Source organism: Streptosporangium sp. OZ121, assembly GCF_051918885.1.
Taxonomy (GTDB): domain Bacteria; phylum Actinomycetota; class Actinomycetes; order Streptosporangiales; family Streptosporangiaceae; genus Streptosporangium.
Genome location: NZ_JBPXMC010000007.1, coordinates 170,550 through 196,595, shown reverse-complemented (window position 1 = coordinate 196,595; position 26,046 = coordinate 170,550). Strand labels below are relative to the sequence as shown.

At 70.5% G+C, this 26,046-nt stretch carries 23 protein-coding genes and 1 pseudogene; 13 read left to right on the top strand and 11 right to left on the bottom strand.

Going from position 1 to position 26,046, the window contains the following annotated elements; translation table 11 throughout:
* Positions 1-98 precede the first annotated feature (98 nt).
* From dnaK to ACTOQ1_RS16110, 6 genes and pseudogenes are all read left to right on the top strand, one after another.
* Positions 99-1,973, top strand: coding sequence for a molecular chaperone DnaK (gene dnaK / locus ACTOQ1_RS16135; RefSeq protein ID WP_440067911.1), 1,875 nt, complete (start codon positions 99-101; stop codon positions 1,971-1,973).
* A 28-nt stretch (positions 1,974-2,001) separates the two neighbouring features.
* Entirely contained in the window at positions 2,002-2,616 is a 615-nt protein-coding gene (grpE, locus tag ACTOQ1_RS16130; protein WP_440067909.1) for a nucleotide exchange factor GrpE, read from the top strand.
* Between the two features lie 34 nt (positions 2,617-2,650).
* Positions 2,651-3,853 carry a molecular chaperone DnaJ gene (dnaJ, locus tag ACTOQ1_RS16125; RefSeq protein ID WP_440067907.1) on the top strand — a complete coding sequence of 401 codons (1,203 nt, stop codon included), beginning with the start codon at positions 2,651-2,653 and terminating at the stop codon, positions 3,851-3,853.
* 2 nt (positions 3,854-3,855) lie between these two features.
* Positions 3,856-4,108 (top strand): annotated as a pseudogene (locus ACTOQ1_RS16120) (heat shock protein transcriptional repressor HspR); the annotation flags it as partial.
* A 230-nt stretch (positions 4,109-4,338) separates the two neighbouring features.
* Positions 4,339-6,921 (top strand): ATP-dependent chaperone ClpB, encoded by a 2,583-nt coding sequence (clpB, locus tag ACTOQ1_RS16115; RefSeq protein ID WP_440067905.1) that lies wholly within the window; start codon positions 4,339-4,341, stop codon positions 6,919-6,921.
* 243 nt (positions 6,922-7,164) lie between these two features.
* Positions 7,165-8,343, top strand: a complete 1,179-nt coding sequence (locus ACTOQ1_RS16110) for a hypothetical protein (RefSeq protein ID WP_440067903.1) — start codon at positions 7,165-7,167, stop codon at positions 8,341-8,343.
* Between the two features lie 177 nt (positions 8,344-8,520).
* On the opposite strand, the gene ACTOQ1_RS16105 is transcribed toward ACTOQ1_RS16110, so the two are convergent.
* On the bottom strand, positions 8,521-9,027 hold the full coding sequence (locus ACTOQ1_RS16105) for a tetratricopeptide repeat protein (protein WP_362690071.1): 507 nt from the start codon (positions 9,025-9,027) through the stop codon (positions 8,521-8,523).
* 202 nt (positions 9,028-9,229) lie between these two features.
* Between ACTOQ1_RS16105 and ACTOQ1_RS16100 the strand changes: the two genes are divergently transcribed.
* A complete protein-coding gene (locus tag ACTOQ1_RS16100; RefSeq protein ID WP_440067901.1) occupies positions 9,230-9,976 on the top strand; it encodes a hypothetical protein in 747 nt (248 codons plus the stop codon).
* A gap of 168 nt (positions 9,977-10,144) precedes the next feature.
* Here ACTOQ1_RS16100 and ACTOQ1_RS16095 read toward each other — a convergent pair whose 3' ends face one another.
* The 3 genes from ACTOQ1_RS16095 to ACTOQ1_RS16085 all read right to left on the bottom strand — a co-directional run bounded on the left by ACTOQ1_RS16095 (position 10,145) and on the right by ACTOQ1_RS16085 (position 13,757).
* The gene (locus tag ACTOQ1_RS16095) at positions 10,145-10,705 is read right to left on the bottom strand and encodes a TetR/AcrR family transcriptional regulator (RefSeq protein ID WP_440067900.1); all 561 of its coding nucleotides are present in this window, start codon (positions 10,703-10,705) and stop codon (positions 10,145-10,147) included.
* A gap of 118 nt (positions 10,706-10,823) precedes the next feature.
* Complete coding sequence (locus ACTOQ1_RS16090; protein ID WP_440067898.1) at positions 10,824-12,590, bottom strand: SDR family oxidoreductase; 1,767 nt, start codon at positions 12,588-12,590, stop codon at positions 10,824-10,826.
* Between the two features lie 63 nt (positions 12,591-12,653).
* Positions 12,654-13,757, bottom strand: coding sequence for a CapA family protein (locus ACTOQ1_RS16085; protein ID WP_440067897.1), 1,104 nt, complete (start codon positions 13,755-13,757; stop codon positions 12,654-12,656).
* Positions 13,758-13,985: 228 nt separating this feature from the next.
* Between ACTOQ1_RS16085 and ACTOQ1_RS16080 the strand changes: the two genes are divergently transcribed.
* Positions 13,986-15,440: a catalase gene (locus ACTOQ1_RS16080; protein ID WP_440067895.1), complete on the top strand. Its 1,455-nt coding sequence runs from the start codon at positions 13,986-13,988 to the stop codon at positions 15,438-15,440.
* A gap of 194 nt (positions 15,441-15,634) precedes the next feature.
* Here the strand turns inward: ACTOQ1_RS16080 and ACTOQ1_RS16075 are convergent, their stop codons facing one another.
* The 3 genes from ACTOQ1_RS16075 to ACTOQ1_RS16065 all read right to left on the bottom strand — a co-directional run bounded on the left by ACTOQ1_RS16075 (position 15,635) and on the right by ACTOQ1_RS16065 (position 17,207).
* Positions 15,635-15,832, bottom strand: a complete 198-nt coding sequence (locus ACTOQ1_RS16075) for a DUF397 domain-containing protein (RefSeq protein ID WP_440067893.1) — start codon at positions 15,830-15,832, stop codon at positions 15,635-15,637.
* A 258-nt stretch (positions 15,833-16,090) separates the two neighbouring features.
* Positions 16,091-16,273, bottom strand: a complete 183-nt coding sequence (locus ACTOQ1_RS16070) for a DUF397 domain-containing protein (protein WP_440067891.1) — start codon at positions 16,271-16,273, stop codon at positions 16,091-16,093.
* Between the two features lie 73 nt (positions 16,274-16,346).
* Positions 16,347-17,207 (bottom strand): helix-turn-helix domain-containing protein, encoded by an 861-nt coding sequence (locus ACTOQ1_RS16065; RefSeq protein WP_440067889.1) that lies wholly within the window; start codon positions 17,205-17,207, stop codon positions 16,347-16,349.
* Between the two features lie 470 nt (positions 17,208-17,677).
* On the opposite strand from ACTOQ1_RS16065, the gene ACTOQ1_RS16060 reads away from it, so the two are divergent.
* The 5 genes from ACTOQ1_RS16060 to ACTOQ1_RS16040 all read left to right on the top strand — a co-directional run bounded on the left by ACTOQ1_RS16060 (position 17,678) and on the right by ACTOQ1_RS16040 (position 22,603).
* Entirely contained in the window at positions 17,678-17,938 is a 261-nt protein-coding gene (locus ACTOQ1_RS16060) for a hypothetical protein (protein WP_440067887.1), read from the top strand.
* Positions 17,925-18,638, top strand: a complete 714-nt coding sequence (locus ACTOQ1_RS16055; RefSeq protein ID WP_440067886.1) for a hypothetical protein — start codon at positions 17,925-17,927, stop codon at positions 18,636-18,638. The genes ACTOQ1_RS16060 and ACTOQ1_RS16055 overlap by 14 nt, the downstream gene beginning before the upstream one ends.
* Positions 18,639-18,810: 172 nt before the next feature.
* On the top strand, positions 18,811-20,991 hold the full coding sequence (locus ACTOQ1_RS16050) for a molybdopterin-dependent oxidoreductase (protein WP_440067884.1): 2,181 nt from the start codon (positions 18,811-18,813) through the stop codon (positions 20,989-20,991).
* A gap of 101 nt (positions 20,992-21,092) precedes the next feature.
* Positions 21,093-21,647: an HD domain-containing protein gene (locus ACTOQ1_RS16045; protein WP_440068140.1), complete on the top strand. Its 555-nt coding sequence runs from the start codon at positions 21,093-21,095 to the stop codon at positions 21,645-21,647.
* A 41-nt stretch (positions 21,648-21,688) separates the two neighbouring features.
* Entirely contained in the window at positions 21,689-22,603 is a 915-nt protein-coding gene (locus ACTOQ1_RS16040; RefSeq protein ID WP_362690036.1) for a Rieske 2Fe-2S domain-containing protein, read from the top strand.
* Between the two features lie 292 nt (positions 22,604-22,895).
* Here ACTOQ1_RS16040 and ACTOQ1_RS16035 read toward each other — a convergent pair whose 3' ends face one another.
* The 4 genes from ACTOQ1_RS16035 to ACTOQ1_RS16020 all read right to left on the bottom strand — a co-directional run bounded on the left by ACTOQ1_RS16035 (position 22,896) and on the right by ACTOQ1_RS16020 (position 26,019).
* Positions 22,896-23,123, bottom strand: coding sequence for a hypothetical protein (locus ACTOQ1_RS16035; RefSeq protein WP_329088968.1), 228 nt, complete (start codon positions 23,121-23,123; stop codon positions 22,896-22,898).
* A gap of 30 nt (positions 23,124-23,153) precedes the next feature.
* The gene (locus ACTOQ1_RS16030) at positions 23,154-23,909 is read right to left on the bottom strand and encodes a sulfite exporter TauE/SafE family protein (protein WP_440067882.1); all 756 of its coding nucleotides are present in this window, start codon (positions 23,907-23,909) and stop codon (positions 23,154-23,156) included.
* 80 nt (positions 23,910-23,989) lie between these two features.
* Entirely contained in the window at positions 23,990-25,099 is a 1,110-nt protein-coding gene (locus ACTOQ1_RS16025) for an SPFH domain-containing protein (RefSeq protein ID WP_440067880.1), read from the bottom strand.
* Between the two features lie 125 nt (positions 25,100-25,224).
* A complete protein-coding gene (locus ACTOQ1_RS16020) occupies positions 25,225-26,019 on the bottom strand; it encodes an ABC transporter ATP-binding protein (protein ID WP_440067878.1) in 795 nt (264 codons plus the stop codon).
* Positions 26,020-26,046: the final 27 nt, after the last annotated feature.

Genomic DNA, 26,046 nt, shown 5'->3' with positions numbered 1-26,046 from the left:
CGAAGGTTGAGCCCAATAGACTCAAGTCGTTTGACAAACGTCACACGAGGTTCCACTATGAGTCTCATCGACTCAACTTTGACTACAAGGACGTACTCATGGCACGTGCGGTAGGTATCGACCTGGGGACGACCAACTCCGTCGTCTCGATTCTTGAGGGCGGTGAGCCCACCGTCATCGCCAACGCTCAGGGCTCGCGGACCACGCCGTCCGTGGTCGCGTTCGCGAAGAACGGCGAGGTCCTCGTCGGAGAGGTCGCCAAGCGGCAGGCCGTCACCAACGTCGACCGGACGATTCGCTCGGTCAAGCGCGAGATGGGCACCAACTGGTCCGTCGAGATCGACGGCAAGAAGTCCAACCCGCAGCAGATCAGCGCCTTCGTGCTGCAGAAGCTGAAGCAGGACGCCGAAGCCTACCTGGGCGAGAAGATCACCGACGCTGTGATCACCGTTCCCGCCTACTTCAACGACGCCCAGCGCCAGGCCACCCAGGAAGCCGGCACCATCGCCGGCCTGAACGTGCTGCGCATCATCAACGAGCCCACCGCCGCCGCGCTGGCGTACGGCCTCGACAAGGAGAAGGACGAGACCATCCTCGTCTTCGACCTCGGCGGCGGCACCTTCGACGTGTCCCTGCTCGACGTCGGCCAGGAGGACGGCCACGGCTTCGTCGAGGTCAAGGCCACCAGCGGCGACAACCACCTCGGTGGCGACGACTGGGACCAGCGCGTCGTGGACGAGCTGGCCAACCGGTTCAAGAACGCGCACGGCGTCGACCTGACCAAGGACAAGATGGCGCTGCAGCGCCTGCGCGAGGCCGCGGAGAAGGCCAAGATCGAGCTCTCCAGCCAGTCGGAGACCTCCATCAACCTCCCCTACATCACCGCCTCGGCCGAGGGTCCCCTCCACCTGGAGGAGAAGCTCACCCGCGCCGAGTTCCAGCGGATCACCGCCGACCTCCTCGAGCGGTGCAAGGGCCCGTTCAACCAGGTCGTCAAGGACGCCGGGATCAAGGTCTCCGACATCGCCCACGTGGTGCTCGTCGGCGGCTCGACCCGCATGCCCGCCGTGGCCGAGCTCGTCAAGGAGCTGACCGGCGGCCAGGAGCCCAACAAGGGCGTCAACCCGGACGAGGTCGTGGCCATCGGCGCCGCCCTGCAGGCCGGCGTGCTCAAGGGCGAGGTCAAGGACGTCCTGCTGCTCGACGTGACCCCGCTGAGCCTGGGCATCGAGACCAAGGGCGGGATCTTCACCAAGATCATCGAGCGCAACACCACGATCCCGACCAAGCGCTCCGAGGTCTTCACCACGGCCGAGGACAACCAGCCGTCGGTGCAGATTCAGGTCTACCAGGGCGAGCGCGAGATCGCCGCGTACAACAAGAAGCTGGCCACCTTCGAGCTGACCGGCATCGCCCCGGCGCCGCGCGGCATCCCGCAGATCGAGGTCACCTTCGACATCGACGCCAACGGCATCGTCAACGTCTCCGCCAAGGACCTCGGCACCGGCAAGGAGCAGACGATGACGATCACCGGCGGCTCCGCGCTGCCGAAGGACGACATCGAGCGCATGATGCGCGAGGCCGAGTCCTACGCCGAGGAGGACAAGAAGCGCCGCGAAGAGGCCGAGACGCGCAACAACGCCGACTCGCTCGTCTACCAGACCGAGAAGTTCCTCGGCGAGAACGCCGAGAAGGTCCCGGACGACATCAAGAACGAGGTCAACGAGGCCGTCTCCGAGCTCAAGAAGGCTCTGGAGGGCACCGACTCGTCCGTGATCCGCGCCTCCGCGGAGAAGCTCGCCACGGTCAGCCAGAAGATGGGTTCCGCCATCTACGCCCAGGCGCAGGGGTCGGAGACCCCGGCCGGCGCTCCCGGCGCGGACGCCGGCGACGGCGGGCAGAAGGCCGACGACGACGTGGTCGAGGCCGAGATCGTGGACGACGAGCCGAAGCGCGACAACGGCGCCAAGTGACGGTCGGAAAGCCGAGGGGAGCACCAGCGTGAGCACGCGCGAGAACGGTTCCGAGGAGGAGCCGGTGATCCGCGACAACCGGAAGATAGACCCGGAGACGGGGCAGGTACGCGAGGCGAGCCCGGCCGAGACCACGGGCCATGACGACAGGGAGCAGGCGGCCGACCAGCCGTCCTCCCTGGCGTCCGACCTGGCCTCGATCGAGCTGGCCACCCAGCTCGCCGAGCGCACCGCGGACCTGCAGCGCCTTCAGGCCGAGTATTCCAACTATCGCAAGCGGGTCGAGCGGGACCGCGTGGCGGTCAAGGAGCAGGCGGTGGCCGGCGTGCTGGCCGAGCTGCTGCCGGTCCTCGACGACATCGGCCGGGCCCGTGACCACGGGGAGCTGACCGGCGGCTTCGCCAAGGTGAGCGAATCACTGGAGGCGGCCACCGGGAAGCTGGGGCTGAGCACCTTCGGCACCAAGGGCGAGCCGTTCGACCCGACGGTGCACGAGGCTCTGATGCACAGCTACTCCCCCGACGTCACCGAGCCGACCTGCGTGGAGATCCTGCAGCCCGGTTACCGGATCGGCGAGCGGGTGCTCCGCCCCGCGCGCGTCGCGGTCGCGGAGCCGGAAGATCCCGCCGCGGACGACAACTGACACCCCCACATCTGATCTCTGAGAAGGAACGTAGATGAGCACCAAGGACTACCTGGAGAAGGACTACTACGCCGTCCTTGGTGTGCCCAAGACCGCTACGGCCGATGAGATCAAGAAGGCGTACCGGAAGCTGGCCAGGCAGTATCACCCGGACGCCAACCCCGGAAGCTCGACGGCCTCCGAGAGCACCGCCAAGTTCAAGGAGGTCTCGGAGGCGTACGACATCCTTTCCGACACCAAGCGCCGCAAGGAGTACGACGAGGCGCGGACGCTGTTCGGATCGGGTGTCGGCGGCTTCCCGGGGGCGGGGGGCGCTCCGCGCGGGGGTGGTTTCCCGTTCGACCTGGGAGACCTGTTCGGGGGGACCGGCCAGCAACAGCAGCAGGGCGGCGCCGGAGAGCGCATCGGCGACATCTTCGGCGGGCTCTTCAACCGGGGCGGCGCGAGCCGCCCCGGGGGGACGGCGAGCAGGGCGCGGCGCGGCCAGGACATCGAGTCCGAGGTCACGCTCTCCTTCTCCGAGGCGGTGGAGGGCACCACGGTGTCACTCCGCCTGACCAGTTCCTCCGCGTGCACCGGATGCGGAGGCACCGGCGCCAAGGCCGGGACCACCCCGCGGGTCTGCCCGACCTGCGAGGGCACCGGGGCGGCCAGCCGCAACCTCGGTAACTTCGCCTTCTCCGAGCCGTGCCGCGACTGCAAGGGCCGCGGCCTGCTGGTCGACGACCCGTGCCCGGTGTGCGACGGGAGCGGGCGGGGCAAGAGCACCCGTACGATCCAGGCCCGCATCCCCGCGGGGGTCGGCGACAACCAGCGCATCAAGCTCAAGGCCAAGGGCGCGCCAGGCGAGAACGGCGGTCCCGCCGGTGACCTCTACGTCCAGATCCACGTCAAGCCGCACCCCGTGTTCGGCAGGACGGGCGAGAACCTGACGGTCACCGTCCCGGTGACCTTCACCGAGGCCGCGCTGGGCGCCGAGATCAAGGTGCCGATCCTGAAGGGGCTGCCGGTCACGCTGCGCATCCCCGAGGGCACCCCGAACGGCCGCACCTTCCGGGTGCGCGGCAGGGGCGTGGCCCGCAAGGACGGCACCAAGGGCGACCTGCTCGCCACGATCGAGGTCCTGGTGCCACAGCAACTGGAGGACAAGGCAAGGGGCGCCCTCGAGGAGTTCCGCGACGCCACCTCGGGTGGTGACCCGCGGGCGGACCTGATCGAACAGGCCAGAAGCGAGTAGCCATGGAAGCCAACTACTTCGATCTGTCGGACGACACACCCGTCTATGTGATCTCGGTGGCCGCCCAGCTGTCAGGTCTGCACCCGCAGACCCTGCGCCAGTACGACCGTCTCGGCCTGGTCAGTCCGGGCCGTACGGCGGGACGCGGACGCCTGTACTCCACCCGTGACATCGTGATGCTCCGCGAGGTGCAGCGGCTCTCCCAGGAGGAGGGCATCAACCTCGCGGGCATCAAGCGAATCCTGACCCTCGAGACGGAGGCCCTGCGCCTGCGCGACGAGAACCACCGCCTGCGCGCGGAGATGAACATGATCCGCGCGCTCATCCAGTACCAGCTGCCCCCCGCCTGAGACTCCGTCCCACGCCTTCAAGGACGCGTCCGTGACCGGGCCCGTGAGAACGCGCCGCGTCACGGTCGCCCCGTGAGGACCCGCCGGGCCGGCGTCGCCATCGAACACAGCACTTTCGAGTGAGGCCTGACAAGCATGGACTACAAGCTCACCCAGAAGAGCCAGGCGGCGGTCTCCTCCGCCATCAGGCGGGCGGCCGCCGAGGGTAATCCCGAGGTCGCCCCGGCCCATCTGTTCACCGCGCTGCTCAGCCAGACCGGCGGCACCGCCGTGCCCCTGCTCGAAGCGGTGGGCGCCGACTGGAAGCAGTTGCGCGTCGAGGCGGAGAAGCAGCTCGCGGCCCTGCCGAAGGCGCAGGGCTCCACGGTCAGCGCCCCGTCGAGCTCCCGGCAGCTCCTCACCGTGATGAACACCGCGGCCCAGCGGGCCCGCGGGCTCGAGGACGACTACGTCTCGACCGAGCACCTGCTGGTCGGTCTCGCCACCGACGGCGGTCCCGTCGCCGAGCTGCTCAGGGCGAACGGCGCGAGCCCGAACGCGCTGCTCGACGCCTTCGAGAAGGTGCGCGGCCACGCCAGGGTGACCAGCGAGACGCCGGAGGACACCTACCAGGCGCTGGAGAAGTACGGGATCGACCTGACCGAGCGGGCCAGGGCGGGCAAGCTCGACCCGGTGATCGGCCGCGACTCGGAGATCCGGCGCGTCATCCAGGTGCTCAGCCGCCGTACCAAGAACAACCCGGTGCTCATCGGCGAGCCCGGCGTCGGCAAGACCGCGGTGGTGGAGGGGCTGGCCCAGCGGATCGTCGCGGGCGACGTCCCCTCCAGCCTGCGCGACAAGCGCCTGATCGCGCTCGACCTCAGCGCGATGGTCGCCGGCGCCAAGTACCGCGGCGAGTTCGAGGAGCGCCTCAAGGCGGTGCTCGGGGAGATCAAGGAGAGTGACGGCCAGGTCGTCACCTTCATCGACGAGCTGCACACCATGGTCGGCGCGGGTGCCGCCGAGGGCGCGATGGACGCGGGCAACATGCTCAAGCCCATGCTGGCCCGCGGCGAGCTGCGGATGATCGGCGCGACCACGCTGGACGAGTACCGCGAGCGCATCGAGAAGGACCCCGCGCTGGAGCGGCGGTTCCAGCAGGTCTACGTGGGCGAGCCCACCGTCGAGGACACCATCGCCATCCTGCGCGGCCTCAAGGGCCGCTACGAGGCGCACCACCAGGTCCAGATCTCCGACGGCGCGCTCGTGGCCGCCGCCGCGCTCTCCGACCGCTACATCACCTCCCGCTTCCTGCCCGACAAGGCGATCGACCTCGTCGACGAGGCGGCCTCCCGGCTCCGCATGGAGATCGACTCCCGCCCGGTGGAGATCGACCAGCTCCAGCGGAACGTCGACCGGATGAAGATGGAGGAGCTGGCGCTCGCCAAGGAGACCGACGAGGGCAGCCTGCAGCGGCTGGAGCGGCTCCGCAAGGAGCTCGCCGACCGCCAGGAGGACCTCAACGCCCTGGTCGGCCGCTGGGAGCGGGAGAAGGCGGGACTCAACCGGGTCGGCGACCTGAAGAAGCAGATCGACGAGATGCGCGGCGCCGCCGAGCGCGCGCAGCGCGACGGCGACTTCGAGGCCGCCTCGCGGCTGATGTACGCCGAGGTGCCCAAGCTGGAGGCCGAGCTCGCCGAGGCCAGCAAGGCCGCCCAGCCCGAGGACCCCATGGTCAAGGAGGAGGTCGGCTCCGACGACATCGCCCAGGTGATCTCCTCGTGGACCGGCATCCCAGCGGGCCGGCTGCTCGAGGGCGAGACCAGCAAGCTGCTCCGCATGGAGGAGGAACTCGGCAGGCGGCTGATCGGCCAGCGGCAGGCGGTCGAGGCGGTCTCCGACGCCGTACGGCGGGCCCGGGCGGGCATCTCCGACCCGGACCGGCCGACCGGCAGCTTCCTCTTCCTCGGCCCGACGGGCGTCGGCAAGACGGAGCTGGCCAAGGCGCTGGCGGACTTCCTGTTCGACGACGAGCGGGCGATGGTCCGCATCGACATGAGCGAGTACGGCGAGAAGCACAGCGTCGCGCGCCTGGTGGGCGCCCCTCCCGGCTACATCGGCTACGAGGAGGGCGGCCAGCTCACCGAGGCCGTGCGGCGCAGGCCCTACGGCGTGGTGCTGCTGGACGAGGTCGAGAAGGCCCACCCGGAGGTCTTCGACATCCTGCTCCAGGTGCTCGACGACGGGCGGCTCACTGACGGGCAGGGCCGGACGGTCGACTTCCGCAACGTGATCCTGATCCTCACCTCCAACATCGGCTCGCAGTTCCTGGTGGACCCGGGCATGGCGAAGGAGGCCCAGCGGACCGCCGTGATGGCCGCGGTCAGGAACGCGTTCAAGCCCGAGTTCCTGAACCGGCTCGACGACGTCATCCAGTTCGACGCGCTCGGCACAGAGGAGCTGTCCAGGATCGTGGACCTGCAGGTGGTCCACCTGGCCAGGCGTCTGGCGGACCGGCGGCTCACGCTGACCGTGACCCCGGCGGCGCGCGACTGGCTGGCGTTGACGGGCTACGACCCGCTGTACGGCGCGCGCCCGCTCCGCCGCCTCGTCCAGTCCGCGATCGGCGACAAGCTGGCCAAGGAGGTGCTCTCCGGCGAGGTCCAGGACGGCGACGAGGTGCTGGTCGACCTCGACGAGGCGAGCGACTCCCTGGCCATCGGCCCGGTAAGGACCTGACGGCGACCGGGCCGGGCCCGGTAACGGCCCGGCAGCGGGCGGGCGGGTCCCGGTAAGGCCCGGTAACGGCCTGACGGCGGGCGGACGGAGCCCGGTAAGGCCCGGTAATGGCTTGACCACCATTGAGCTAAGCCCGCCCCGGGGCGAGACCCCCCTGTTACGTTCGGTTTTCGTCGGATTACCGAACGCAACAGGGGGATGCGCATGTCGAACTCATCACGGAACATCCGAGGGATCCTCGCGATGGCGGTGCTCACGGTCGGCGCCGGCCTGACGATGGTCTCTCCGGCGTCGGCGGAGGTCGCGCCCTGCCCGGAGCAGGGCACGGCGACCGTGCAGGGGGCTCCCGGACCGGTGGAGCCCGCGTGCGAGGAAACCGGCGCCGCCGGTACCGCCACGACGCCCGAGGGGGCACAGACCGCGACCGGCACCGTGGCACCGCCGGCCGAGACCGGCACCGTGGCACCGCCGGCCACGACCGACACCGTGGCACCGCCGGCCGCGAACACCGGCGAGATGCCGATGACCGCGGGCACCACCGAGACGGCGGGCGACGCGCAGGCGCCGACCGCGGCGAGCGGCGCGGAGACGCCGACCGCGGCGAGCGGCGCGGAGACGCCGACCGCGGCGAGCGGCGCGCAGGCACCGGCCACGGCCGGCGGCGCGGAGACGCCGATGACGGAGACGCCGGCAACGGTGACCGACGCTCAGGCGCCGGTGGCCGTCGACGGTGCCGGGGCACCGGTGGCCGCGAACATCGGTGAGACGTCCGTGACCGCGGACCGGCTCGCCCGCGTCACCGGCCTGCCCCAGCTCTCCCAGCCCTCCGCCGTGCTCAGCTTCGCCGACGCCGGGGGCGTCGCCGCGGCCACCGGCTCCCACGCGCTGCCCTTCGGGCAGTCGAGCCTTCCCGGCCACGAGTGGACGACCTCGTCGGTGAGCGTCATGGCCGAGGCACCGGACCTGCCCGGCCTGTCGAGCGCGCCGAGCGCTCCCAGCGACGGCATCAGCTGGCTGCGGGCCCCGGCGCCTCCGGCACCGGGTGAGCTCGCCGAGGCGGCGGTCGAGCCGGCCGCGCCGGCCGAGGAGCCCGCGCCCCCGCTGCCCGTTCCCGCCCCGGCGGACGCCGCCACCGAGAACCTGCCGCCGGCCGACCTGCCCAACGTCGACCTGCCCGCGGCGGAGATGCCCGCGGCTGAGATGCCTGCCGCGGACATGCCCACCGCGAACCTGCCCACGCAGGAGTCGCCGGCCGCCACACGCCCGGAGACCCCCGCACTGCCGGATGCCCCCGCCGTCGGCGGCACCACGACGGAAAGCACCACGGGCGCTACCACGACGGAAGGCACCCCGAGCGCCGCCGCGGCGGTTCCCGTCCTTCCCTCGCTGGAGGGGACGCTCCCCGACCTCGACGTGGAGTGAACCTCCGTACGGAGTGAACCTCGACGTGGGGTAAGTGGAGCGGGACGCGCAGGAAGCGGCGGATCGGCCACCGGTCCGCGGACCGGAACAGATCCGCCGTGGAACCATCGCAGGGGAGGGCCGTGCCTCACGGGCACGGCCCTCCCCTTCCGCGTGTGCGGGCCGGCGAGGGCGCCGTCAGTGCGAGGCGTCCAGGAGGGCGTCGAGCTCGTCCTCGGGAAGCCCGAGGTCGACGCGGATCCGGTAGCGGGTCCTGAGCAGGGCGATGTGCTCGCCGCTGCCCTCCACCGCCCGGTGCGCCCCCTCGGTGGCCCACTCATGGGCCTCCCCCAGGTCGCCGTAGGCGACGAGGGTCTCGGCGACCGTGAGGGCGGTGGCCGCGGTGACGTCACCCGCGGCGCGGATCGCCGCGATCACCTCCCTCGCCTCGTCCGGCCGTTCGAGCTCGAAGAGGGTGTCGGCGATCCCGGCCCGGGGGTCGACGCTCACCTCACCGCCGTCGTCCACCGCCCGCTGGAAGCAGTCGAAGGCCCGGGCGGGCTGCCCGGCCTGCCGCCACTCCTCGGCGGCGAGCACGAGGATCGCCGCCCGTGATATGTCGCCGGACGCGTACGCCTCGACCAGGGCTTCGAGTCGCCGGGCCAGGTCTTCGTGATCGTCGGCCAGAAGTGCCTGCTCAAGCAATCGATCAAGTTGCTCACGTGTCACATGCGCCACATCGCGAGAGTACCGAGCGACGCTCGACCGCGTACGGCCAACGGCAGGTATTGGCCACCTTACCTTGGGCAAACGTACGGCTACGCTACGCGTTTTTCCCCAGCAAAACGGGCATATGAGCGACGAGTCCTGCCAGAGGAGCGTGTCACGGGGAGGAGCCGCGATGGGCATGTCCAAGCAGACATCGTTCACGTTGATGCTCCTCCTGGCCTTCTCGGTGGTCGTTCCCGGGTCCGCCGGATACCTGTCGGTCAAGATGGAGGCGATCGGGCAGGCCCACCGGGAGTTGCTCACCCTGGAGAGCCGGATCCGTGCCGAGAGGCTCGCCGCCCGGATCAGGAAGATGGAACGAACCCCCCGGGACCGGCGTCTCCAGCCGATCATCTCGTCCGGCCGCGAGCCCTGTGACCCCTCCGCGAGGTCCCGCGACGAGCCGGGAACGCGGTCGTCCGGACCCACGGCGGTCGTGCCCGTGCCGGTGGCGGGCACGGAACGGTCACACGAGGGGCGACCGCGCGCGCGGAGACACGTCGAGAGACACCTCGTCCAGGGAGTCCAGGGACAGGACGCCCGGGAACGGGACGCGCGGGGACCGCGCGCCCGAGGACCGGACACGCGGCGGCCGGACACGGGTGGGCCGGGAGCGTGGTGGCAGGACGTGCGGGAGCCCCGGGCGCAGAGGCTGACGGCGCAGGGGCGCCCCGGGGCGGGGACGACCGGTGAGGCCGCCCCCGTGGAGCGGTGGTCCCAGCTCGAACGCAGGGGCAGGCCGCATCGGGAAGGGGAGGCGCGGGAGGAGCACGTGTTCACCGCGCCGGACGCGATCGGCGCCGAGAGCGCCCCGGAGGGCACCGGTGCGTCCCCCGGCGAGGACCTCCCGCCCGGACCTTCTCTGACCGGGACGCGGGCGAACTGACGGCCCGGACCCCCGCCCGGGTGCGCCGGCGACTCTCAGACCGAGACGCGGGCGAACCGGCGGCTCAGACCCCCGCGAGCCCGCTCCGCCCGGGTGCGCCGGCGACCCTCAGACCGAGACGCGGGCGAACCGACGGCCCGGACCCCCGCCCGGGTGCGCCGGCGACTCTCAGGCCGAGACGCGGGCGAACTGACGGTTCAGATAGCCGCGGATCAGGCGCTTGGCCTCGGCCACGATCTCCGGGGCGCCGTTCGGATCTCGCCGGAAGGCCAGCTTGAGCACGGCGTCCCCCGCCTCCACCGCGACGAGGACGGCCAGGTCGAACTCCTCGCTGTCGGCCAGCCCGTACTCCTGCAGGAGAAGGCCGCGCAACCGCCCGGCGATCACCGTGTTGTTCTCGGACCCGGAGTCGAGCAGGTTGAGGTCGACGACGTCGCCGAAGTGCAGGGACCGGAAACCCGGCACGGTCCTGTGCATGTCCACGTACTCGTCGATGATCGCGTCGACCGCGTCCCACCAGCCCTCGTAGTCCTCGGACAGGAAGCGCCTGCCGATCCGGGAGACGAACCCCTCCACGTGGCGCCGGGTCACCGCCTGGGTGAGGGCCCGTTTGTCGGGGAAGAACTGGTAGACCGAACCGATCGCGACCCCCGCGCGCTCGGCGATCCTCGTGGTGGAGAGCGCGTCGTAGCCGATCTCGTCCAGCAGGTCGGCACACGCGTCGAGCATCCGCTCGACACGTCGCGCGCTTCGTCGTTGAGTGGGTTGACGCCGTAGTGGAGCCTCACCCGGCTCCTCGCAGGAGATGGTGGACACCACCCCATCTTGCCCCTCTGACAGACCGGGGTCAGTGCTTATTCGTCAATCGCGAGATTTCTCCGCCCGCGGTGAGCCGGGCGAGCCCGGCCAGGCGGCGGGTGAGCGCCGGGGAGATCCGCGAAAGCGCGTAGCCGATCCTGCCCTCCGCGTTCACCGCGACGACGGGCAGATCCCGGTGGACGGCGCGCAGGATGTGCGCGGCCACCCGCTCGGGTGGGTACCCGCGCGCGGCCAGCGCCCGCCCCGCCGGTTCGCCGGCGACCTCGGCGAGCTCGCCGACGTAGGTGGCGTTCCGCGCGATCGCGGTGGAGACGAACCCGGGGCAGATCGTGGAGACCCCGATCCCCTGCCCGGCGAGCTCGGCGCGCAGGCAGTCGCCGAGCATCTTCACGGCCGCCTTCGACGTCGAGTACGCGGGCAGCAGCCTGCTGGGGAGGAAGGCGGCGAGCGAGGCCACGTTCACGATGTGACCGCCCTGGCCGCGTTCGGCCATCTGGGCGGCGAACAGGCGGCAGCCGTGGATGACACCCCACAGGTTCACGTCCAGGGTCCGCCGCCAGTCGTCGACCGAGTGGTCAAGGAACGGGCCCGCCACCGCGATCCCCGCGTTGTTGACCACGATGTCGGGCACGCCGTACCGGTCCCTGACCAGGCGGGCGAACTCCTCCATCCCCGCGGCGTCCGCGACGTCCACCCGGTGGGCGTGCGCCGCGCCTCCGCTCCCGGCGGTGCCCTCCGCGGCGCGGCGCGCGGCGGCGAGGTCGATGCCCTCGGCGGTGCTGCGCGCGGCGGCGAGGTCGATGTCCGCGCAGATCACCTCGGCGCCGTGCGCGGCGAAGGCGCGGGCGGTGGCCCGCCCGATCCCGCCGCCCGCGCCGGTGACCACCACCAGCCGGCCGTCGTAGGGCCCGCGCTCGCCGGGCCGGTCCCTGCGCAGTTCCCTGGAGGGCGGCGCCCCCTCGACGTGCTCGGCGAACTCGGCGATCATGCGGGCGAGCACCTCGGGACGGCTGCGCTGCACCCAGTGGCCGGCGGGGACGCGGCGGTGCCACAGCCTGGGCGTCCAGCGGTGCGCCGAGGCGAGCAGCGCGGAGGAGACGAACGGATCCCGCGTGGCCTCGACGAGCTGGACGGGCATCCGCGGCGCGGGCGCGGCGGGTGACGCGCCGCGGCCGGTCAGCATGTTGGCCCGGTAGAGGCCGAGACCGTTCAGGCCGTCCCTGACGAGCGTCTCCGCCGGGTGCCCCGGGCGTCCCGGCGCCCGCACCGACCGGCTCACCACACGCGGCAGCACGGCGCGCAGCACGAGCTCGGGGACGACCGGGACCTGGAAGGCGCCGATGTACCAGGACCGCAGGAGTTGCCCGGCGACCTCGCGCGGCCTGCCGTGCCGTACGAAGCGCGCGGCCTGGTCCAGGTGCGGGCCGCCGACGGAGGTGAAGGAGAGGATCCGCCGCTCGATGTCCGGCCTGCCGATCAGCTGCCAGCCCTGGATCGACCCCCAGTCGTGCCCCACGAGGTGCACCCCCGGCTTGCCCACCGCGTCGAGGACCGCGGTCAGGTCGGCGGCCAGGTGGTCGTAGCCGTAGCCCTCGGTGGTGCGCGGGGCGCCTGAGAGCCCGGCGCCGCGGACGTCGTAGCGGACCACGTGGAAGCGGTCCTCCAGCAGCGTGGCCACCTCGTCCCAGACCCGGTGGGTGTCGGGGTAGCCGTGCACGAGCAGGATGGTCGGGGCCGCGGGGTCCCCCTGTTCGAACAATGCCAGCCGGACGTCGCCGGACTCCACCCACCGCATCGCGGCCTCCTGTCGCACGAGGTGTCCGGAACGTCTCTCGTGACCCCGCCGGGGTTGTCCGGGTTAGCCGGACTGGCCGGGCCTGGCGGCCAGACCGGTGCAGCCGCGCAGCGCCTTCCAGCCCGCGACGGCCTGCTGCCGCCCGGTCCCGGTGAGCGGGACCGGCACCCCGCCCTGGATGGTGGCCGGGGTCCACTGGTCCTTGAGCACCTTGCGGCCGTTGATCGTCAGGGTGAGCACGCCGGTCCTGCCGGTGTCCGGCCCCCAGTTGTAGAAGACGAAGTTGCCCAGGCCGTAGCTGACGTAACTGTTCTTCAGGTATCCGGCGCCGAGCAGGATGTGCGCGTGACCGCCGACGACGACGTCCGCCCCGGCCGCGACCAGCTTGGGCGCCAGGCCGCGCTGCGCCTCGTTGGGGCACTTCTGCAGCTCGGTGCCCCAGTGCAGGTGGACGATCACGGTGTCGGAGTTCTTGCGCGCCCTGCGCACCTCCTGGATCAGCCGCGCCTCGTCCTTGGCCGAGGCGAGACCGCCCTGGTCGCCGGAGGCCGTCCACGCCTGGATGAACTCCGCGTCCAGCACCTGGGTCGCGCCGATGATGGCGACGCGGTTGCCGTTCACGGTCGTCCGCCACGGCTTGTACGCCTCGGCCTCGTTCCTGCCCACGCCCACGACGGGGAACCTGGACCGTTTGATGGCGGCGAGGGAGTCCTTCAGCCCGCTCTGCATGTAGTCCATGCCGTGGTTGTTCGCCAGCGAGGCGACGTCCACCCCGGACGCCTTCAGCGCGGTGAGCGCCGCCGCCGGGGCGCGGAAGGTGTACTGCTTGCCGGGGGCGGGGGTGCCGCCGGTGGTGATCGCGGTCTCGAGGTTCACCATCGCCAGGTCGGAGCGCTTGAGCACCTTGGCGATCGGGCCGAGCGCGGTCTTCGGATCGGCGTTCAGCCTGGTCCGCAACACGCCCTCGAAGTGCACGTCCCCGCCGAAGGAGATGGTGTACGGCCTGCGCTCGGGCGTGGGGGCCTCGGCCGGTTCGGTGGGCTTCTCCACGACGTCGGGGGACGGTTCGGGGGCGGCCGACTCGGCCGCGGAGCAGGCCGCGAGGAGCACGGCCGAGGCGGTGATCGCGGCGGCCAGGGCGAGGCGTCGAGCTGTGTACGTGTCCATCGGTATCCGAGGATGCCATCTCATCCACCGCCTGTGTCACAACTCGCCCTACGAGATTCGCTTCCCCGAAACTGGAGAAAGTCGTAAACTTGAGTGATTCTGGTTTAGGCCATACGGTGTGGGCACGGAGGACGAGGACCGGCTCCGGCAGGCGGGCCCGCGGGTGACCGCGGCCCGGCCGGCGTTCCGAAGACACTCGATGAAGAGAACCCCCGGAGGACCCTCTCTATGAGCACCAGGCCCATCACCACCACCGACGCGGGAATCCCCGCGCCGAGCGACGAGCACTCCCAGTCGGTGGGCCCGAACGGGCCCCTGCTGCTGCAGGACCACTACCTGATCCAGAAGATGGCCCACTTCAACCGGGAGCGCGTCCCGGAGCGGGTGGTCCACGCCAAGGGCGGCGGCGCGCACGGCGTCCTCCAGATCACCGAGGACATCAGCCAGTTCACCAAGGCGGGCCTGTTCGCCAAGGGCAAGGAGACCCCGCTCTTCATCCGCTTCTCCTCGGTCGCCGGTGAGCTCGGCAGCCCCGACACCCAGCGCGACCCGCGCGGTTTCGCGCTGAAGTTCTACACCGAGGAGGGCAACTACGACCTCGTCGGCAACAACACGCCGATCTTCTTCATCCGCGACCCGCAGAAGTTCTCCGACTTCATCCACAGCCAGAAGCGCCGCGCCGACACCAACCTGCGCGACCACAACATGCAGTGGGACTTCTGGACGCTCTCGCCGGAGAGCGCCCACCAGGTGACGTTCCTGATGACCGACCGCGGCACGCCCGCGTCCTGGCGCCACATGCACGGCTTCGGCTCGCACACCTTCCTGTGGTACAACGCCGCCGGCGAGAAGTTCTGGGTCAAGTACCACTTCAAGACCGACCAGGGCGTCAAGAACTTCACCGACGCCGAGGCCGGAGCGGTCATCGCGCAGGACGCCGACTTCCACATCCGCGACCTGCACACCGCGATCGCGAACGGCGACCACCCGTCCTGGACGGTGAACGTCCAGATCATGCCGTTCGAGGCCGCCGCCGACTACCGGTTCAACCCGTTCGACCTGACCAAGGTGTGGCCGCACTCCGACTACCCCGAGATCACGATCGGCAGGTTCGTGCTGAACCGCAACCCGGCGAACTACTTCGCCGAGGTCGAGCAGTCGAGCTTCGAGCCGTCCAACCTGGTGCCGGGCATCGGCCCGTCCCCGGACAAGATGCTCCAGGGCCGCCTGTTCTCCTACCCGGACGCCCACCGCTACCGCATCGGCGTCAACTACCAGCAGTTGCCGATCAACGCGCCGAAGGCTCCCGTCCACAGCTACAACAAGGACGGCCAGATGCGCTTCGGCAACACGGGCGACCCGGTCTACGCCCCCAACAGCGTCGGCGGCCCCGCGGCCGACCCCGCGCGGTACGAGGGCGAGCACTACCAGGTGACCGGTGAGATCATTCGCTCCGCCTACACCCTGCACCGCGAGGACGACGACTTCGTCCAGCCCCGCGCCCTGTGGGAGAACGTGCTGTCCGACACCGACCGCTCCCACCTGGTGAGCAACGTCGTCGGCCACGCCTCCGCCCCGGAGGTCACCCCCGAGATGAAGAAGCGCGTCGTCGAATACTGGACGAACGTCCACAAGGACCTCGGCCAGGGCGTCGCCCAGGGCCTCGGCGTCGCCGCCGAGTAGTCACGGGTCTCTCCTCGTACGGCTCGCGTCTTTCCGGAGACGCGGGCCGTACGGCTGTCCTGGAGCCGTCTCGCGGCTTTCCCCGGTGCCCCGGTCCGTCACCCGTCGTCCCCGGCCGCCCCGGCTGTCCGCAGGGACGCGAAAGGGGGCCGTCCCGCCGTTGGGCAGGCCCCCGGTCCTGGAAGGACGGCCGCTCAGAGATCGAGTGCCCCGCCCTTCACCGCCGCGACGAACGCGGTCCACCCTGGCCCGCCGAAGACCAGCACCGGTCCGTCCCCGTCCTTGCTGTCCCTGACCGCGAATCCTCGCCCGGGCAGGTGAGCCACCTCGACACAGTTGCCGCTCGCGGCACTGAACGAACTCTTCCGCCACAAGGCTGCAGATAGGTGCATATCAGACACAACGCCACCTTTCCCTCACAGGACGCCGCGAGGCACTTTAAGGATGAAGGTGCAATCGGGAACTTACAAGACATTAAAGAGTGACCATCGCCCCCGGCGCGAAGGCCGCCGCGGTGCCTCGATGTGCGATGATTCCCCGGGATCGCCGGCGGGCCGTCAATCCATCCGGCGGTCGAGAAATCAGAGGTTCGCGTTAATCCCGGTGGGCGGCTCCCGTGCTCCTCAGTGAGCGCCGGGGGCCGCTTCCGCTTACAGGTCGAACTCTCCGTCCCTCACGCCCTCGACAAAGGCCTTCCACTCATCGGGAGTGAAGGACAGGACGGGACCGGACGGATTCTTGCTGTCGCGGACTCCCATGTGTCCGCCACCCAGCGAAGCCACCTCGACGCAGTTGCCGTTGGTGCCGCTTCGCGCACTCTTCTTCCAGATCACATCGTTGTGACTATTCGCGTTCATCATTCTTTCCGAAAATGACAAAATAACAACAGCGGAAATCCCGCCGTCGCTACTTGTTCCAGTAGTCGATTGTCTTTTTGATCAGCTCCTGTGACGCCACCTCGTCGAGCGCACGCTCCACCAGATGGCCGAAGGCCAGCTCGTAGCCGTAGACCATTTCCGCCTCCTCCACGAATCTTCCCCCGAAGAGGGATTCCATGTAGACGACGTCCGGGAAGTCGGGAAAGGCCAGGTGCAGGAACGCACCCGTGGACACCGGCGGCGGAACGTCCTGGGGAAGAATTCGCATTTCCACGTGTTCCAGCTTCGAGACCTCGATCAGGTGCGCGAACTGGTCCCGCATGACGCGGGCGTCACCGTACTGGTTCCTCAGCACGGACTCGTGGAAGACGCTCATGAAGGTCAGCGGATCGGGGCCGTGCAGCAGGGTCCGCTGCCGTGTCATCCGTATCTCGACCCGGTCCTGGAGCCAGCTCGGCGGAACCTGGCTGGCATGCTGGTTCGCCGAGGCGACGGACCGGACGTAATCCTCTGTCTGGAGAAGGCCGGGGATGATCTGGGGTTCCCAGTCTCGTACGACCGTGGCCTCCGCCTCCATTCCGATGAGCGTGATGTAGTCATCGGGAACGGAGCTTCGATACTTCTCCCACCACCCCTTCTGGGCGGCGTCGTGCCGTAACGCGACCAGAATCGCCTGGAGAGGTTCGTCGACCTCGTACAGCTCGATGAGCGCCTCGACGTCGGCCTCCTTGGCCAGCGTCCTGGCGGTCTCGATACGGCTGACCTTGGCCGTCGACCACTTCAGGCGGCTGGACACCTCGTCGCCGGTCAGGTGACGGCTCTCGCGAAGCCTGCGTAACTCCAGACCCAGCCGACGCCGGCGGAGCGCTGGACTGCCACGTTGCGGCATCACGACCTCCTCACCATGACGGGCGGGCGTGCGTCACGGCCTCAACAGGAACCTGACGAATGATAGTGCAAATTACACAGATACTTGCAGTGCATGTGTGGAAGTTTATTGCTTTTTTCCTTACGGCAAGCCTTGCAGCCAAATCTATGCTGAGCGACTATCAGAACAGGAAGCTTCTCGAAAGATCGGGGGAGCCACCGGTGATCATCCGGTGGAGCGTCTTCGAGGACATTCGTGAGCCGCGTGGTGCGGGACAGGCACGTGGTTGTTCGGCAACGGTGCCGTCTTCGACGAAACGGAGTTGACGCGGGGAGGTCGGCAGGGGGAGCACGGAAATCGAAGGCCGGCGACGGCCCAGAGTCGCACGCACCAAAGAGAGTGCCCTGATCGGGCACAAAAAACACCGGGCCGGCGGCCACCGACCCGGTTGGCACAAGAACTCCGCGTCAAAGCCACGAAGGGAGTCTCCTATGTCCTTCCACCGTACCAACAGAACCCACGGAATCAAGACCTTCATCCTTGATGTGATCTATGTGACCGACCGAGAGCTCTACATGGATCAGGATGAATGGGCCTACCGGCTCGGCTGGACCGTGACCAGGACCGGTTTCGGGTCCAGGCACTACCGCGAGCCCCGGTTCGACCTTCTCAAGGCCGAGCGGACCGCCGCTCCCGCACTCGCCCTGGCGCCCGTCCGCGACGAGGGGGTGGGCGGTGATGTCGCGGCGTGACCTCCGCCACGACCGCTACGGCGGCTACGGCGGCTGCGGCGGCCGGCCTCCCGGCAGGGCGGGCCTCCTCGTCCGGCTGTGGCGCTGGCGGACGGAGATCATCCTGCTCACCGGCGCCCTGTTCCTCCTGGTCACCGTGGTCCTCTCGCTCTGGGAGGGCGACTGGTGGCCGTTTCTCGTTCTGGCGGGCACCGCCGGTGCCCTCGTCGGCTCCGGCTTCTGGAGGAGCTGGGTGACGGCACACGCGTGGTGCCTGGTCTCCCGGCACCGCATCCAGCGGGCGTGCGCGGAGACCGGGATACACACCCGCTCGGGCCGGCTGCCGCTGGTCCTGTGGATCACCCCCTCCGCCGCGGGGGAGAAGGCGCTCGTCCTCGCCAGGGCCGGAACCCGCGCCGAGGACTTCGACGCCTTCTCCGCCGAGATCGCGGCGGCGTGCTACGCCCGCGACGCCGTGGTCTGCCGGCACGGCAGGTGGGCGAACCTGCTGACCGTCGAGATCGTCCGCGGGGACGGGGCAGCCGGCCCCCCGGTGGGTCTCGACCGGTTCTACGGGCGGGCGAACTGGGTGAACCTGCGGGCCGGCCGGTCCGCGCGGGAGGAGCCCGACCCGAGCCCGGCGGGGAAGCCCGCCACCCCGCTCCCCCTGCCCGGCGAGCCGCCCGGCGAGCTTCCCGACCGGCGTCGACAGGCCGCGTGAATCCAGAGGATCGCACAACGGGAAGCCCCGGAGTCCCAGCACTCCGGGGCTTCCCCATGGTCCGGAATCGACGTTCCAGGAATTCCCGGCGGCCCGGAGTTCGCGCTCTGGGGCTTCCCCGCGGCCCGGACGGCGGCCATGATGAGTTCACTCGCCGAACTCAGGAGTGCCGATGAGAACAGCGCACCGGACCTGCCCCCTCTGCGAGGCCGTCTGCGGTCTCCGGCTCACCCTCGACGACGCCGGGCACGTCACCTCGGTCAAGGGCGACCGGGACGACCCCTTCTCCAAGGGGTTCATCTGCCCCAAGGGCGCGACCCTGGGCCACCTCGACGAGGACCCGGACCGGCTGGGCGTCCCGATGATCCGGGCGGGCGACGAGTGGCGCGAGGCGTCCTGGGACGAGGCGTTCCGCACGGTCGCGAAGGGGCTCGCGGGCGTGATCGACGCTCACGGCCGCCAGTCTCTCGCCGTCTACCTCGGCAATCCGAACGCCCACTCCATGGCCGGCGCCCTGTACGGCGGGGCCCTGATCCGCGCCCTCGGCACCCGCAACGTCTTCTCCGCGAGCACCGCCGACCAGATGCCCAAGCACGTCTCCTGCGGCCTGATGCTCGGCGACCCACTGGCCATCGCGGTGCCCGACCTGGACCGCACCGACTACCTGCTGATGCTCGGCGCCAACCCGCTGGAGTCCAACGGCTCGCTCTGCACCGCCCCCGACTTCCCCGGCCGCCTCAAGGCGCTGCGCGGGCGCGGCGGCAGGCTCGTGGTCGTCGACCCGCGCCGCACCCGCACCGCCGCCCTCGCCGACGAGCACCTTTTCGTACGCCCCGGCACGGACGCCTACCTGTTGTTCGGCATCGTCCACACCCTTCTCGCCGAGAACCTCACCTCGATCGGCGCCGACATCGGCGGTGTCGGGGTCAACGGGCTGGACGAGGTCGGACGGCTGGCGGAGGACTTCGCCCCCGAGGTGGTCGCCCCGATGTGCGGGGTGCCCGCCGGGGAGATCGCACGGCTGGCGCGCGAGCTGGCCGCGGCCCCCACGGCCGCCGTCTACGCCCGCATCGGCACCTGCACCGCGGAGTTCGGCACCGTCGCGCAGTGGCTGGTCGACGTCGTCAACGTCCTGACCGGCAACTTCGACCGTCCCGGCGGGGTCATGTTCGCCAAACCCGCCGTGGAGAACGGCCGCCGGAGAAAGCCGTACACCACGGGACGCTGGCACAGCCGCGTCCGGGGGCTGCCGGAGGCGAACGGCGAGATCCCGGTGGCCACCCTCGCCGACGAGATCGAGACGCCGGGTGAGGGACAGGTCAGGGGACTGGTCACGGTGGCCGGCAACCCGGTGCTGTCGGCACCGGGCGGGCCCCGGCTGGACCGGGCCTTCCGCGACCTGGAGTTCATGGTCTGCGTGGACCCGTACCTGAACGAGACGACCCGGCACGCGAACGTCATCCTGCCGCCGCCGCGCGTGATGCAGTCGCCGCACTACGACCTGTCGCTGCTGGCCTTCGCGGTCCGCAACTACGCGAGATTCTCCCCGCCCGTCCTGCCGCTGGAGCCGGGACGCCCCTCGGAGGCCGAGATCATGGCGCGGCTGGCGATGATCGCCTCGGGACAGGGCGCGGACGCCGATCCGGCCGCGCTCGACGAGCTGATCCTCGACCAGATGCTCCGCAGGGCCGTCGAGACGCCCGGCTCCCCGGCGGAGGGCGCGGACCCGGCCGAGCTGCGCGCCTCCCTGGACGGCGACAGCGGAGCCGAGCGGCGGCTGGACGCCATGCTCAGGCTCGGCCCGTACGGCCTCTCCCTGGCCACCCTGCTGGCGAACCCGCACGGCATCGACCTGGGCCCGCTGGAGCCTCGGCTGGCGGAGATCGTCCGTACGGCCTCGGGGCGGGTGGAGCTGGCCCCGCCGCGACTGGTCGAGGACGCCGCGCGGCTGCGCGGGCGGCTCGCCGTCCCGCCCGCGGAGATCGTGCTGATCGGGCGGCGCCACCTGCGTTCCAACAACAGCTGGCTGCACAACGTGGAACCGCTGGTCGGCGGGACCAACCGGTGCACCCTGCAGATCAACCCGGACGACGTGAGCAGGCTCGGGCTGGGCGAGCACGCCGTGGTGCGCTCGGCCGCGGGCGAGCTGGTCGTGCCGCTGGAGCCGACCGACACGATCATGCCGGGGGTGGTGAGCCTGCCCCACGGGTGGGGGCACTCGGGCACCTCGCAACCGGTGGCCGCCAAGCACGCGGGGGTGAACGCGAACACGCTGACAGATGATTCCGTCGTGGACGCGCCCTCGGGAAACGCCGTGTTCAACGGGGTTCCCGTCACCCTCGGCCGGGCGTGATCCCATGATCGCTCGGAAAAGCGGGATCGACGCGCATTAGGCTTGCGCGCGTGACCACCCCTCCAGCACCGGACCGTCTGCACGCTCAGCTCACCTTCGCCATGGAGATCGACAAGCTCAGACGCATCGTCCGCCGCAACACCCTCATGGACGGGTCGCGGCGGGAGAACGACGCCGAGCACTCCTGGTACGTGGGCATGCTGGCGATGGTCTTGGCCGAGCACGCACCACCGGGCACCGACCTCGACAGGGTCGTCGCGATGCTGCTCGTCCACGACATCGTCGAGATCGACGCGGGCGACACGTTCATCTACGACGACTCGGCCGTCGAGGCCCAGCCGGCCATCGAGCGCAAGGCCGCCGACCGGATCTTCGGGCTGCTCCCCTGCGACCAGGCCGCGCGGTTGCGCGAGCTCTGGGACGAGTTCGAGGAACGCAGGACACCGGAGGCCAGGTTCGCCAAGGCCCTCGACCGGATCGCGCCCATCATGGCGAACCACCACAACGAGGGCGGCACCTGGTCGCTGTACAAGGTGACGGCCGAGCAGGTGCTGGAAAAGGTGAAAATCATCGAGGAGGGGTCGGCGACACTGGGCGCCTACGCCACCGAGATCATCGCCCTCTCCGTCAGCCGAGGACATTTGGCGCGTGCATAACGCCGTTCTCGGGTAGGTCCCTATGGGTTGAGAAGGGGGCGATGGTGAAGGAAACCGTCAAAACAGGGCGCCGGACCTTCAGACGTCTGGTGCCCGGGGTCGAGCTCACCGATCGTATCGAGCGCTCGCCCAGGGCCGACAGGCCGATCCGCATACTCGCCAAGGCCGTACGTCAGCGGATCGGTCCCGGGCCGCTACGCGACCTGCTGCACGGGGTGCCGACCGGCAAACCACTCCATCCGCCGCTCGCCAACCTCAGCCTGGGGCTCTGGGCGGCGACGGCGGTGCTGGACGTGACCCGCTACGACCCGCGGGCGTCGCGGGTGCTGGTCGCCGGAGGGCTCGCCACCGCGATGCCCGCGGTGGCGGCGGGCGTCACCGACTGGTCCGCGCTCCACCGCGAGCAGCAGCGGGTGGGGTTCGTGCACGCGATCGCCAACCTGACCGCCCTCGGGCTCTACGCCGGTTCGCTGGTGTTCCGGCTGGCCGGGCGTGACCGGACCGGGCGGATCCTGTCGTTCGCCGGGCTGGGCGCCGCGAGCGTGGGCGGCTACCTCGGCGGCCACCTGGCCTACCGGCAGGCGGCCGGGGCCAACCACGCCGAGTCCGTCGCCCATCTGGTCCCGCTGGGCTGGCACGACCTGTGCGAGATCGGCGACCTGCCCGACGGGCGCCCGGTGACGCGGCGTCTCGGCTACATCGACCTGTTCGTACTGCGCGTCGGCGCCGGTGTCACGGTGCTCGCCGACCAGTGTGCCCATCTGGCGGGCCCGCTCCACCAGGGGCGCCTGATCTCGGAGGAGGGGACCGCCTGCGTGGTCTGCCCGTGGCACGGGAGCACCTTCAGGCTCTCCGACGGGGCAGTCGTGCACGGCCCGGCCACCGCTCCCCAGCCGTCCTTCGAAACCCGGGTCCGCCGCGACGGCGTGCTCCAGGTCCGTCCCGCCCAGATGTGACCGGATCCCGCGGGGATCTCCGGTGCGGGGTGAGCCGCGTCCGTCCGGCGACCCGGGCGCGACGCGGACCCTGCGCCCAGGCTTGACGGGCGTGTCCCGTCCGAGCGCGAAGCGGACTCCGCGCCCAGGCCTGACGAGTGTGTCCCGTCCGAGCGCGAAGCGGACTCCGCGCCCATGCCTGACGAGTGTGTCCCGTCCGGACGCGACGCGGACCCCGCGCCCCTGCGCCCCGCCCAGGCGTGACGGGTGTCCCACCCGGGCGTGACGAGAACCGGCCCGCCGCCGGCCCGGCCTATGCCGGCTTGCCGTCGGCGGGGTGTTCGACCAGGGCGAGAATACGGCTGGACATGAAGCGGGCGGTGCGCACGGCCGTTCCGCTCCGGGTGACCTCGCTCACCTCGACGACGCCGCCTCGGGCGTTGGCCACCTCAACCCGGCGCCCCGCTCTGGTGGCGCTGACCTCGTAGGTACGGGAACTGTCTCCTGCGTCGATGACAACCTCGACTTTGTCACCTTTCATACCTATATAGGTACCCGGTAGGGGGCAGGTTCACCCGTACACCAGTTTGACTATCGCCACCACCCCGATGCAGACGATGAACCAGCGCAGCACCAGGGCGGGCAGCCTCCTGCCGACCTTCGCACCGAGGAAACCACCGATCGCGGCGCCCAGCGCCACCATCAGGACCGCCAGCCAGTCGACCTCCGCGATGGCGACGAACAGCAGCGCGGCGGCCGCGTTGACCAGCAGCGCGAGCACGTTCTTGGCCGCGTTGATCCGCTGCAGGCCGTCGTCGAGGAAAGTGCCCATCAGCCCGATGAGCAGCACGCCCTGGGCCGCGCCGAAGTAACCGCCGTAGACGCCGCTCGCGAGGATGCCGCCCCAGAGCCAGGGGCCGCCGTGCGGGTGGGCGTGCTCCCGCCGGGCGCTCAGCCATCTGTTGAGCCTCGGCTGGATCACCACCAGCACGCACGCCATCCCGATCAGGATGGGCACGACGATGTCGAACGTCTTCGCGGGGAGGTAGAGCAGGAGCACCCCGCCGGCCACCGCGCCGGCCACCGCGGGGATCGCCAGCCTGACCAGCCGCCGGCGCTGCCCCCTCAGCTCCACCCGGTAGCCGAGGGCGCCGGTCAGCGACCCGGGGACCAGGCCGACGGTGTTGGAGACGTTGGCGACGACCGGCGGCATGCCCAGCGCGACCATCGTCGGGAACGTGATCAGAGACCCGGAACCGACGACGGCGTTGATGCCCCCGGCCCCGATGCCGGCCACGAAGATCGCGACCGCCTCCCACGGTGTCATGCACTTCCCCTCACTGGTAAGGCTCGCGCCCATGTACAGGTGCACGGCACTCACCGGATGGTAAGAGGAGATCGACGGCATCAGGTGGCGGGGGTGTCCTCGACAGGCGCGTCCCTCACCGGAAATCCCTCCCTGACCGGGGATTTCTCCGTATCCGGAAACCTGTCCACGTTGTGGGATCCGCCCTTCACCGGCGACCTGCCCATGTCCGGGGACCCGCCCTTCACCGGCGACCTGTCCCTGTCCGAGAGCTCCTCCTTCACCGGAGACCTCTCCGTGTCCGGGGACTCGTCCTCCGCCGGGAGAAGGTCCGCCAGGCTTTCGAGGACCCGCCTCAGGTCGGGCGAGACGGTCCACGGCTTGCCGGGGTCCCCCCTGGCGATCTCGCGGAGTGCCCGCAGGTACGCGTGGACGAGAGGCTCCGAGCCGGGACCGACCTCGTGGACGGCGCGTAGGAGCACGCCGATCGCGTCGGCCTCCCCCCGGGCCCGCGTCGCGCTCGCCTCGGCGTCGGCCCGCGCTTTGAGCACCGTGGCCTCCGCCTCGCCGCGCGCCCTCAGTACGGCGGCCTGCCGCTGGCCCTCGGCGGCGAGGACGGCCGCCTGTTTCTGCCCCTCGGCCGCGAGCACCGCGGCCCGCCTGTCGCGGTCGGCGCGGGCCTGCCTCTCCATGGACTCCTGGACGGAGACGGGCGGGTCGATCGCCGTGAGCTCGACCCGGCCGACGCGGAGGCCCCACGCGCCCGTGACGGCGTCGAGCGCCTCGCGCAGCTCGGCTCCGATCTCCTCGCGGGAGGCCAGCGCGCGGTCCACGCTCATCCCGCCGACCACGTCGCGCAGGGTGGTCACGGTGAGCTGCTCGACGGCGGTCAGGAAGTTGGCGATCTCGTAGGTCGCCGCGCGGGCGTCGACCACCTGGAAGGAGACGGCCGTGTCGACGGAGACGACGAGGTCGTCGGAGGTGACGACCGCCTGCGGCGGGAAGGCGACGACCTGCTCGCGAAGGTCGACCGTGTCCCTGATCCGGTCGATGAACGGCACCACGAGGTTCAGCCCGGGAGCGAGCGTCCTGTGGTAGCGCCCGAACCGCTCCACGACGCCCGCCGTGGCCTGCGGCACGACGCGAACCGTCCGATAGGCGGCGAACGCCGCCACGGCCACGACGACGAGTGCGGCGACAAGCGATTCCATGAGCCATCCCGGGCGGTCGAGTGACGTGGAACTCTTGACCCGGCAGGATATTTGCTTTTCCCTTCACCGGCCTTTGAACGGCCGAAACAGTCTTGTCTCGGGACCGCCTCGAAACCGGTGCGCCCTCAGAGCTGGTGCGCCCGCGCGTACCAGCGGCCGTCGCGCCCCCGATCCAGGGTGAGCGGGACGCTGAAGGTGCGCGACAGGTTCTCCGCGGTCATCACCTGGTCGATCGGCCCCTGGGCCACCACGGAACCGTGCCGCAGCAGCAGCGCGTGGGTGAACCCGCTGGGCACCTCCTCCACGTGGTGGGTGACCAGCACCATGGTCGGCGCGGTCGGGTCGTGCGCGAACGTCGCCAGGCGGCGGACCAGGTCCTCGCGCCCGCCCAGGTCCAGACCCGCGGCGGGCTCGTCCAGCAGCAGCAACTCCGGGTTCGGCATGAGCGCGCGGGCGATCTGGACCCGCTTGCGCTCCCCCTCGGACAGCGTGTTGAACCGGCGCCGGATCAGGTGGGCGCAGCCGAGCTGGTCGATCAGCTCGACGGCGCGCGTGACGTCGTGGGAGTCGTACTCCTCCGTCCAGCGGCCGAGGATGGCGTACGAGGCCGTGAGCACCAGGTCGATGACCTTCTCCTCCGGCGGCACCTTCTCCGCCAGCGCGGCGCTCGCGAGCCCGATGCGGGGCCGAAGTTCGAAGACGTCACTCTGGCCGAGCCGCTCGCCCAGGATCTCGACGATGCCCTCGGTGGGGAACAGCATCGCCCCGACCACCTGTAGCAACGTCGTCTTTCCCGCGCCGTTGGGACCGATGACGACCCACCGCTCGTCCTCGTGAACGGTCCAGTCGATCTCCCGCAGCAGGGCCGCCCCGTCCCTGCGGACGGTGACGTCCTGTAGCCGAAGCACCTGACCGCCCATCCCTTATGCCTCCTTGTGAATCGCTGG

What these genes read in the sequence shown, in the direction of transcription:
- dnaK (WP_440067911.1), top strand. Translation starts at nt 99, where the DNA reads ATGGCACGTGCGGTAGGTATCGACCTGGGGACGACCAACTCCGTCGTC.
- dnaJ (WP_440067907.1), top strand. Translation starts at nt 2,651, where the DNA reads ATGAGCACCAAGGACTACCTGGAGAAGGACTACTACGCCGTCCTTGGT.
- clpB (WP_440067905.1), top strand. Translation starts at nt 4,339, where the DNA reads ATGGACTACAAGCTCACCCAGAAGAGCCAGGCGGCGGTCTCCTCCGCC.
- ACTOQ1_RS16110 (WP_440067903.1), top strand. Translation starts at nt 7,165, where the DNA reads ATGGCGGTGCTCACGGTCGGCGCCGGCCTGACGATGGTCTCTCCGGCG.
- ACTOQ1_RS16100 (WP_440067901.1), top strand. Translation starts at nt 9,230, where the DNA reads ATGTCCAAGCAGACATCGTTCACGTTGATGCTCCTCCTGGCCTTCTCG.
- ACTOQ1_RS16095 (WP_440067900.1), bottom strand. Translation starts at nt 10,705, where the DNA reads ATGCTCGACGCGTGTGCCGACCTGCTGGACGAGATCGGCTACGACGCG.
- ACTOQ1_RS16090 (WP_440067898.1), bottom strand. Translation starts at nt 12,590, where the DNA reads ATGCGGTGGGTGGAGTCCGGCGACGTCCGGCTGGCATTGTTCGAACAG.
- ACTOQ1_RS16085 (WP_440067897.1), bottom strand. Translation starts at nt 13,757, where the DNA reads ATGGACACGTACACAGCTCGACGCCTCGCCCTGGCCGCCGCGATCACC.
- ACTOQ1_RS16080 (WP_440067895.1), top strand. Translation starts at nt 13,986, where the DNA reads ATGAGCACCAGGCCCATCACCACCACCGACGCGGGAATCCCCGCGCCG.
- ACTOQ1_RS16075 (WP_440067893.1), bottom strand. Translation starts at nt 15,832, where the DNA reads ATGCACCTATCTGCAGCCTTGTGGCGGAAGAGTTCGTTCAGTGCCGCG.
- ACTOQ1_RS16065 (WP_440067889.1), bottom strand. Translation starts at nt 17,207, where the DNA reads ATGCCGCAACGTGGCAGTCCAGCGCTCCGCCGGCGTCGGCTGGGTCTG.
- ACTOQ1_RS16060 (WP_440067887.1), top strand. Translation starts at nt 17,678, where the DNA reads ATGTCCTTCCACCGTACCAACAGAACCCACGGAATCAAGACCTTCATC.
- ACTOQ1_RS16055 (WP_440067886.1), top strand. Translation starts at nt 17,925, where the DNA reads ATGTCGCGGCGTGACCTCCGCCACGACCGCTACGGCGGCTACGGCGGC.
- ACTOQ1_RS16050 (WP_440067884.1), top strand. Translation starts at nt 18,811, where the DNA reads ATGAGAACAGCGCACCGGACCTGCCCCCTCTGCGAGGCCGTCTGCGGT.
- ACTOQ1_RS16045 (WP_440068140.1), top strand. Translation starts at nt 21,093, where the DNA reads ATGGAGATCGACAAGCTCAGACGCATCGTCCGCCGCAACACCCTCATG.
- ACTOQ1_RS16040 (WP_362690036.1), top strand. Translation starts at nt 21,689, where the DNA reads ATGGTGAAGGAAACCGTCAAAACAGGGCGCCGGACCTTCAGACGTCTG.
- ACTOQ1_RS16035 (WP_329088968.1), bottom strand. Translation starts at nt 23,123, where the DNA reads ATGAAAGGTGACAAAGTCGAGGTTGTCATCGACGCAGGAGACAGTTCC.
- ACTOQ1_RS16030 (WP_440067882.1), bottom strand. Translation starts at nt 23,909, where the DNA reads ATGACACCGTGGGAGGCGGTCGCGATCTTCGTGGCCGGCATCGGGGCC.
- ACTOQ1_RS16025 (WP_440067880.1), bottom strand. Translation starts at nt 25,099, where the DNA reads ATGGAATCGCTTGTCGCCGCACTCGTCGTCGTGGCCGTGGCGGCGTTC.
- ACTOQ1_RS16020 (WP_440067878.1), bottom strand. Translation starts at nt 26,019, where the DNA reads ATGGGCGGTCAGGTGCTTCGGCTACAGGACGTCACCGTCCGCAGGGAC.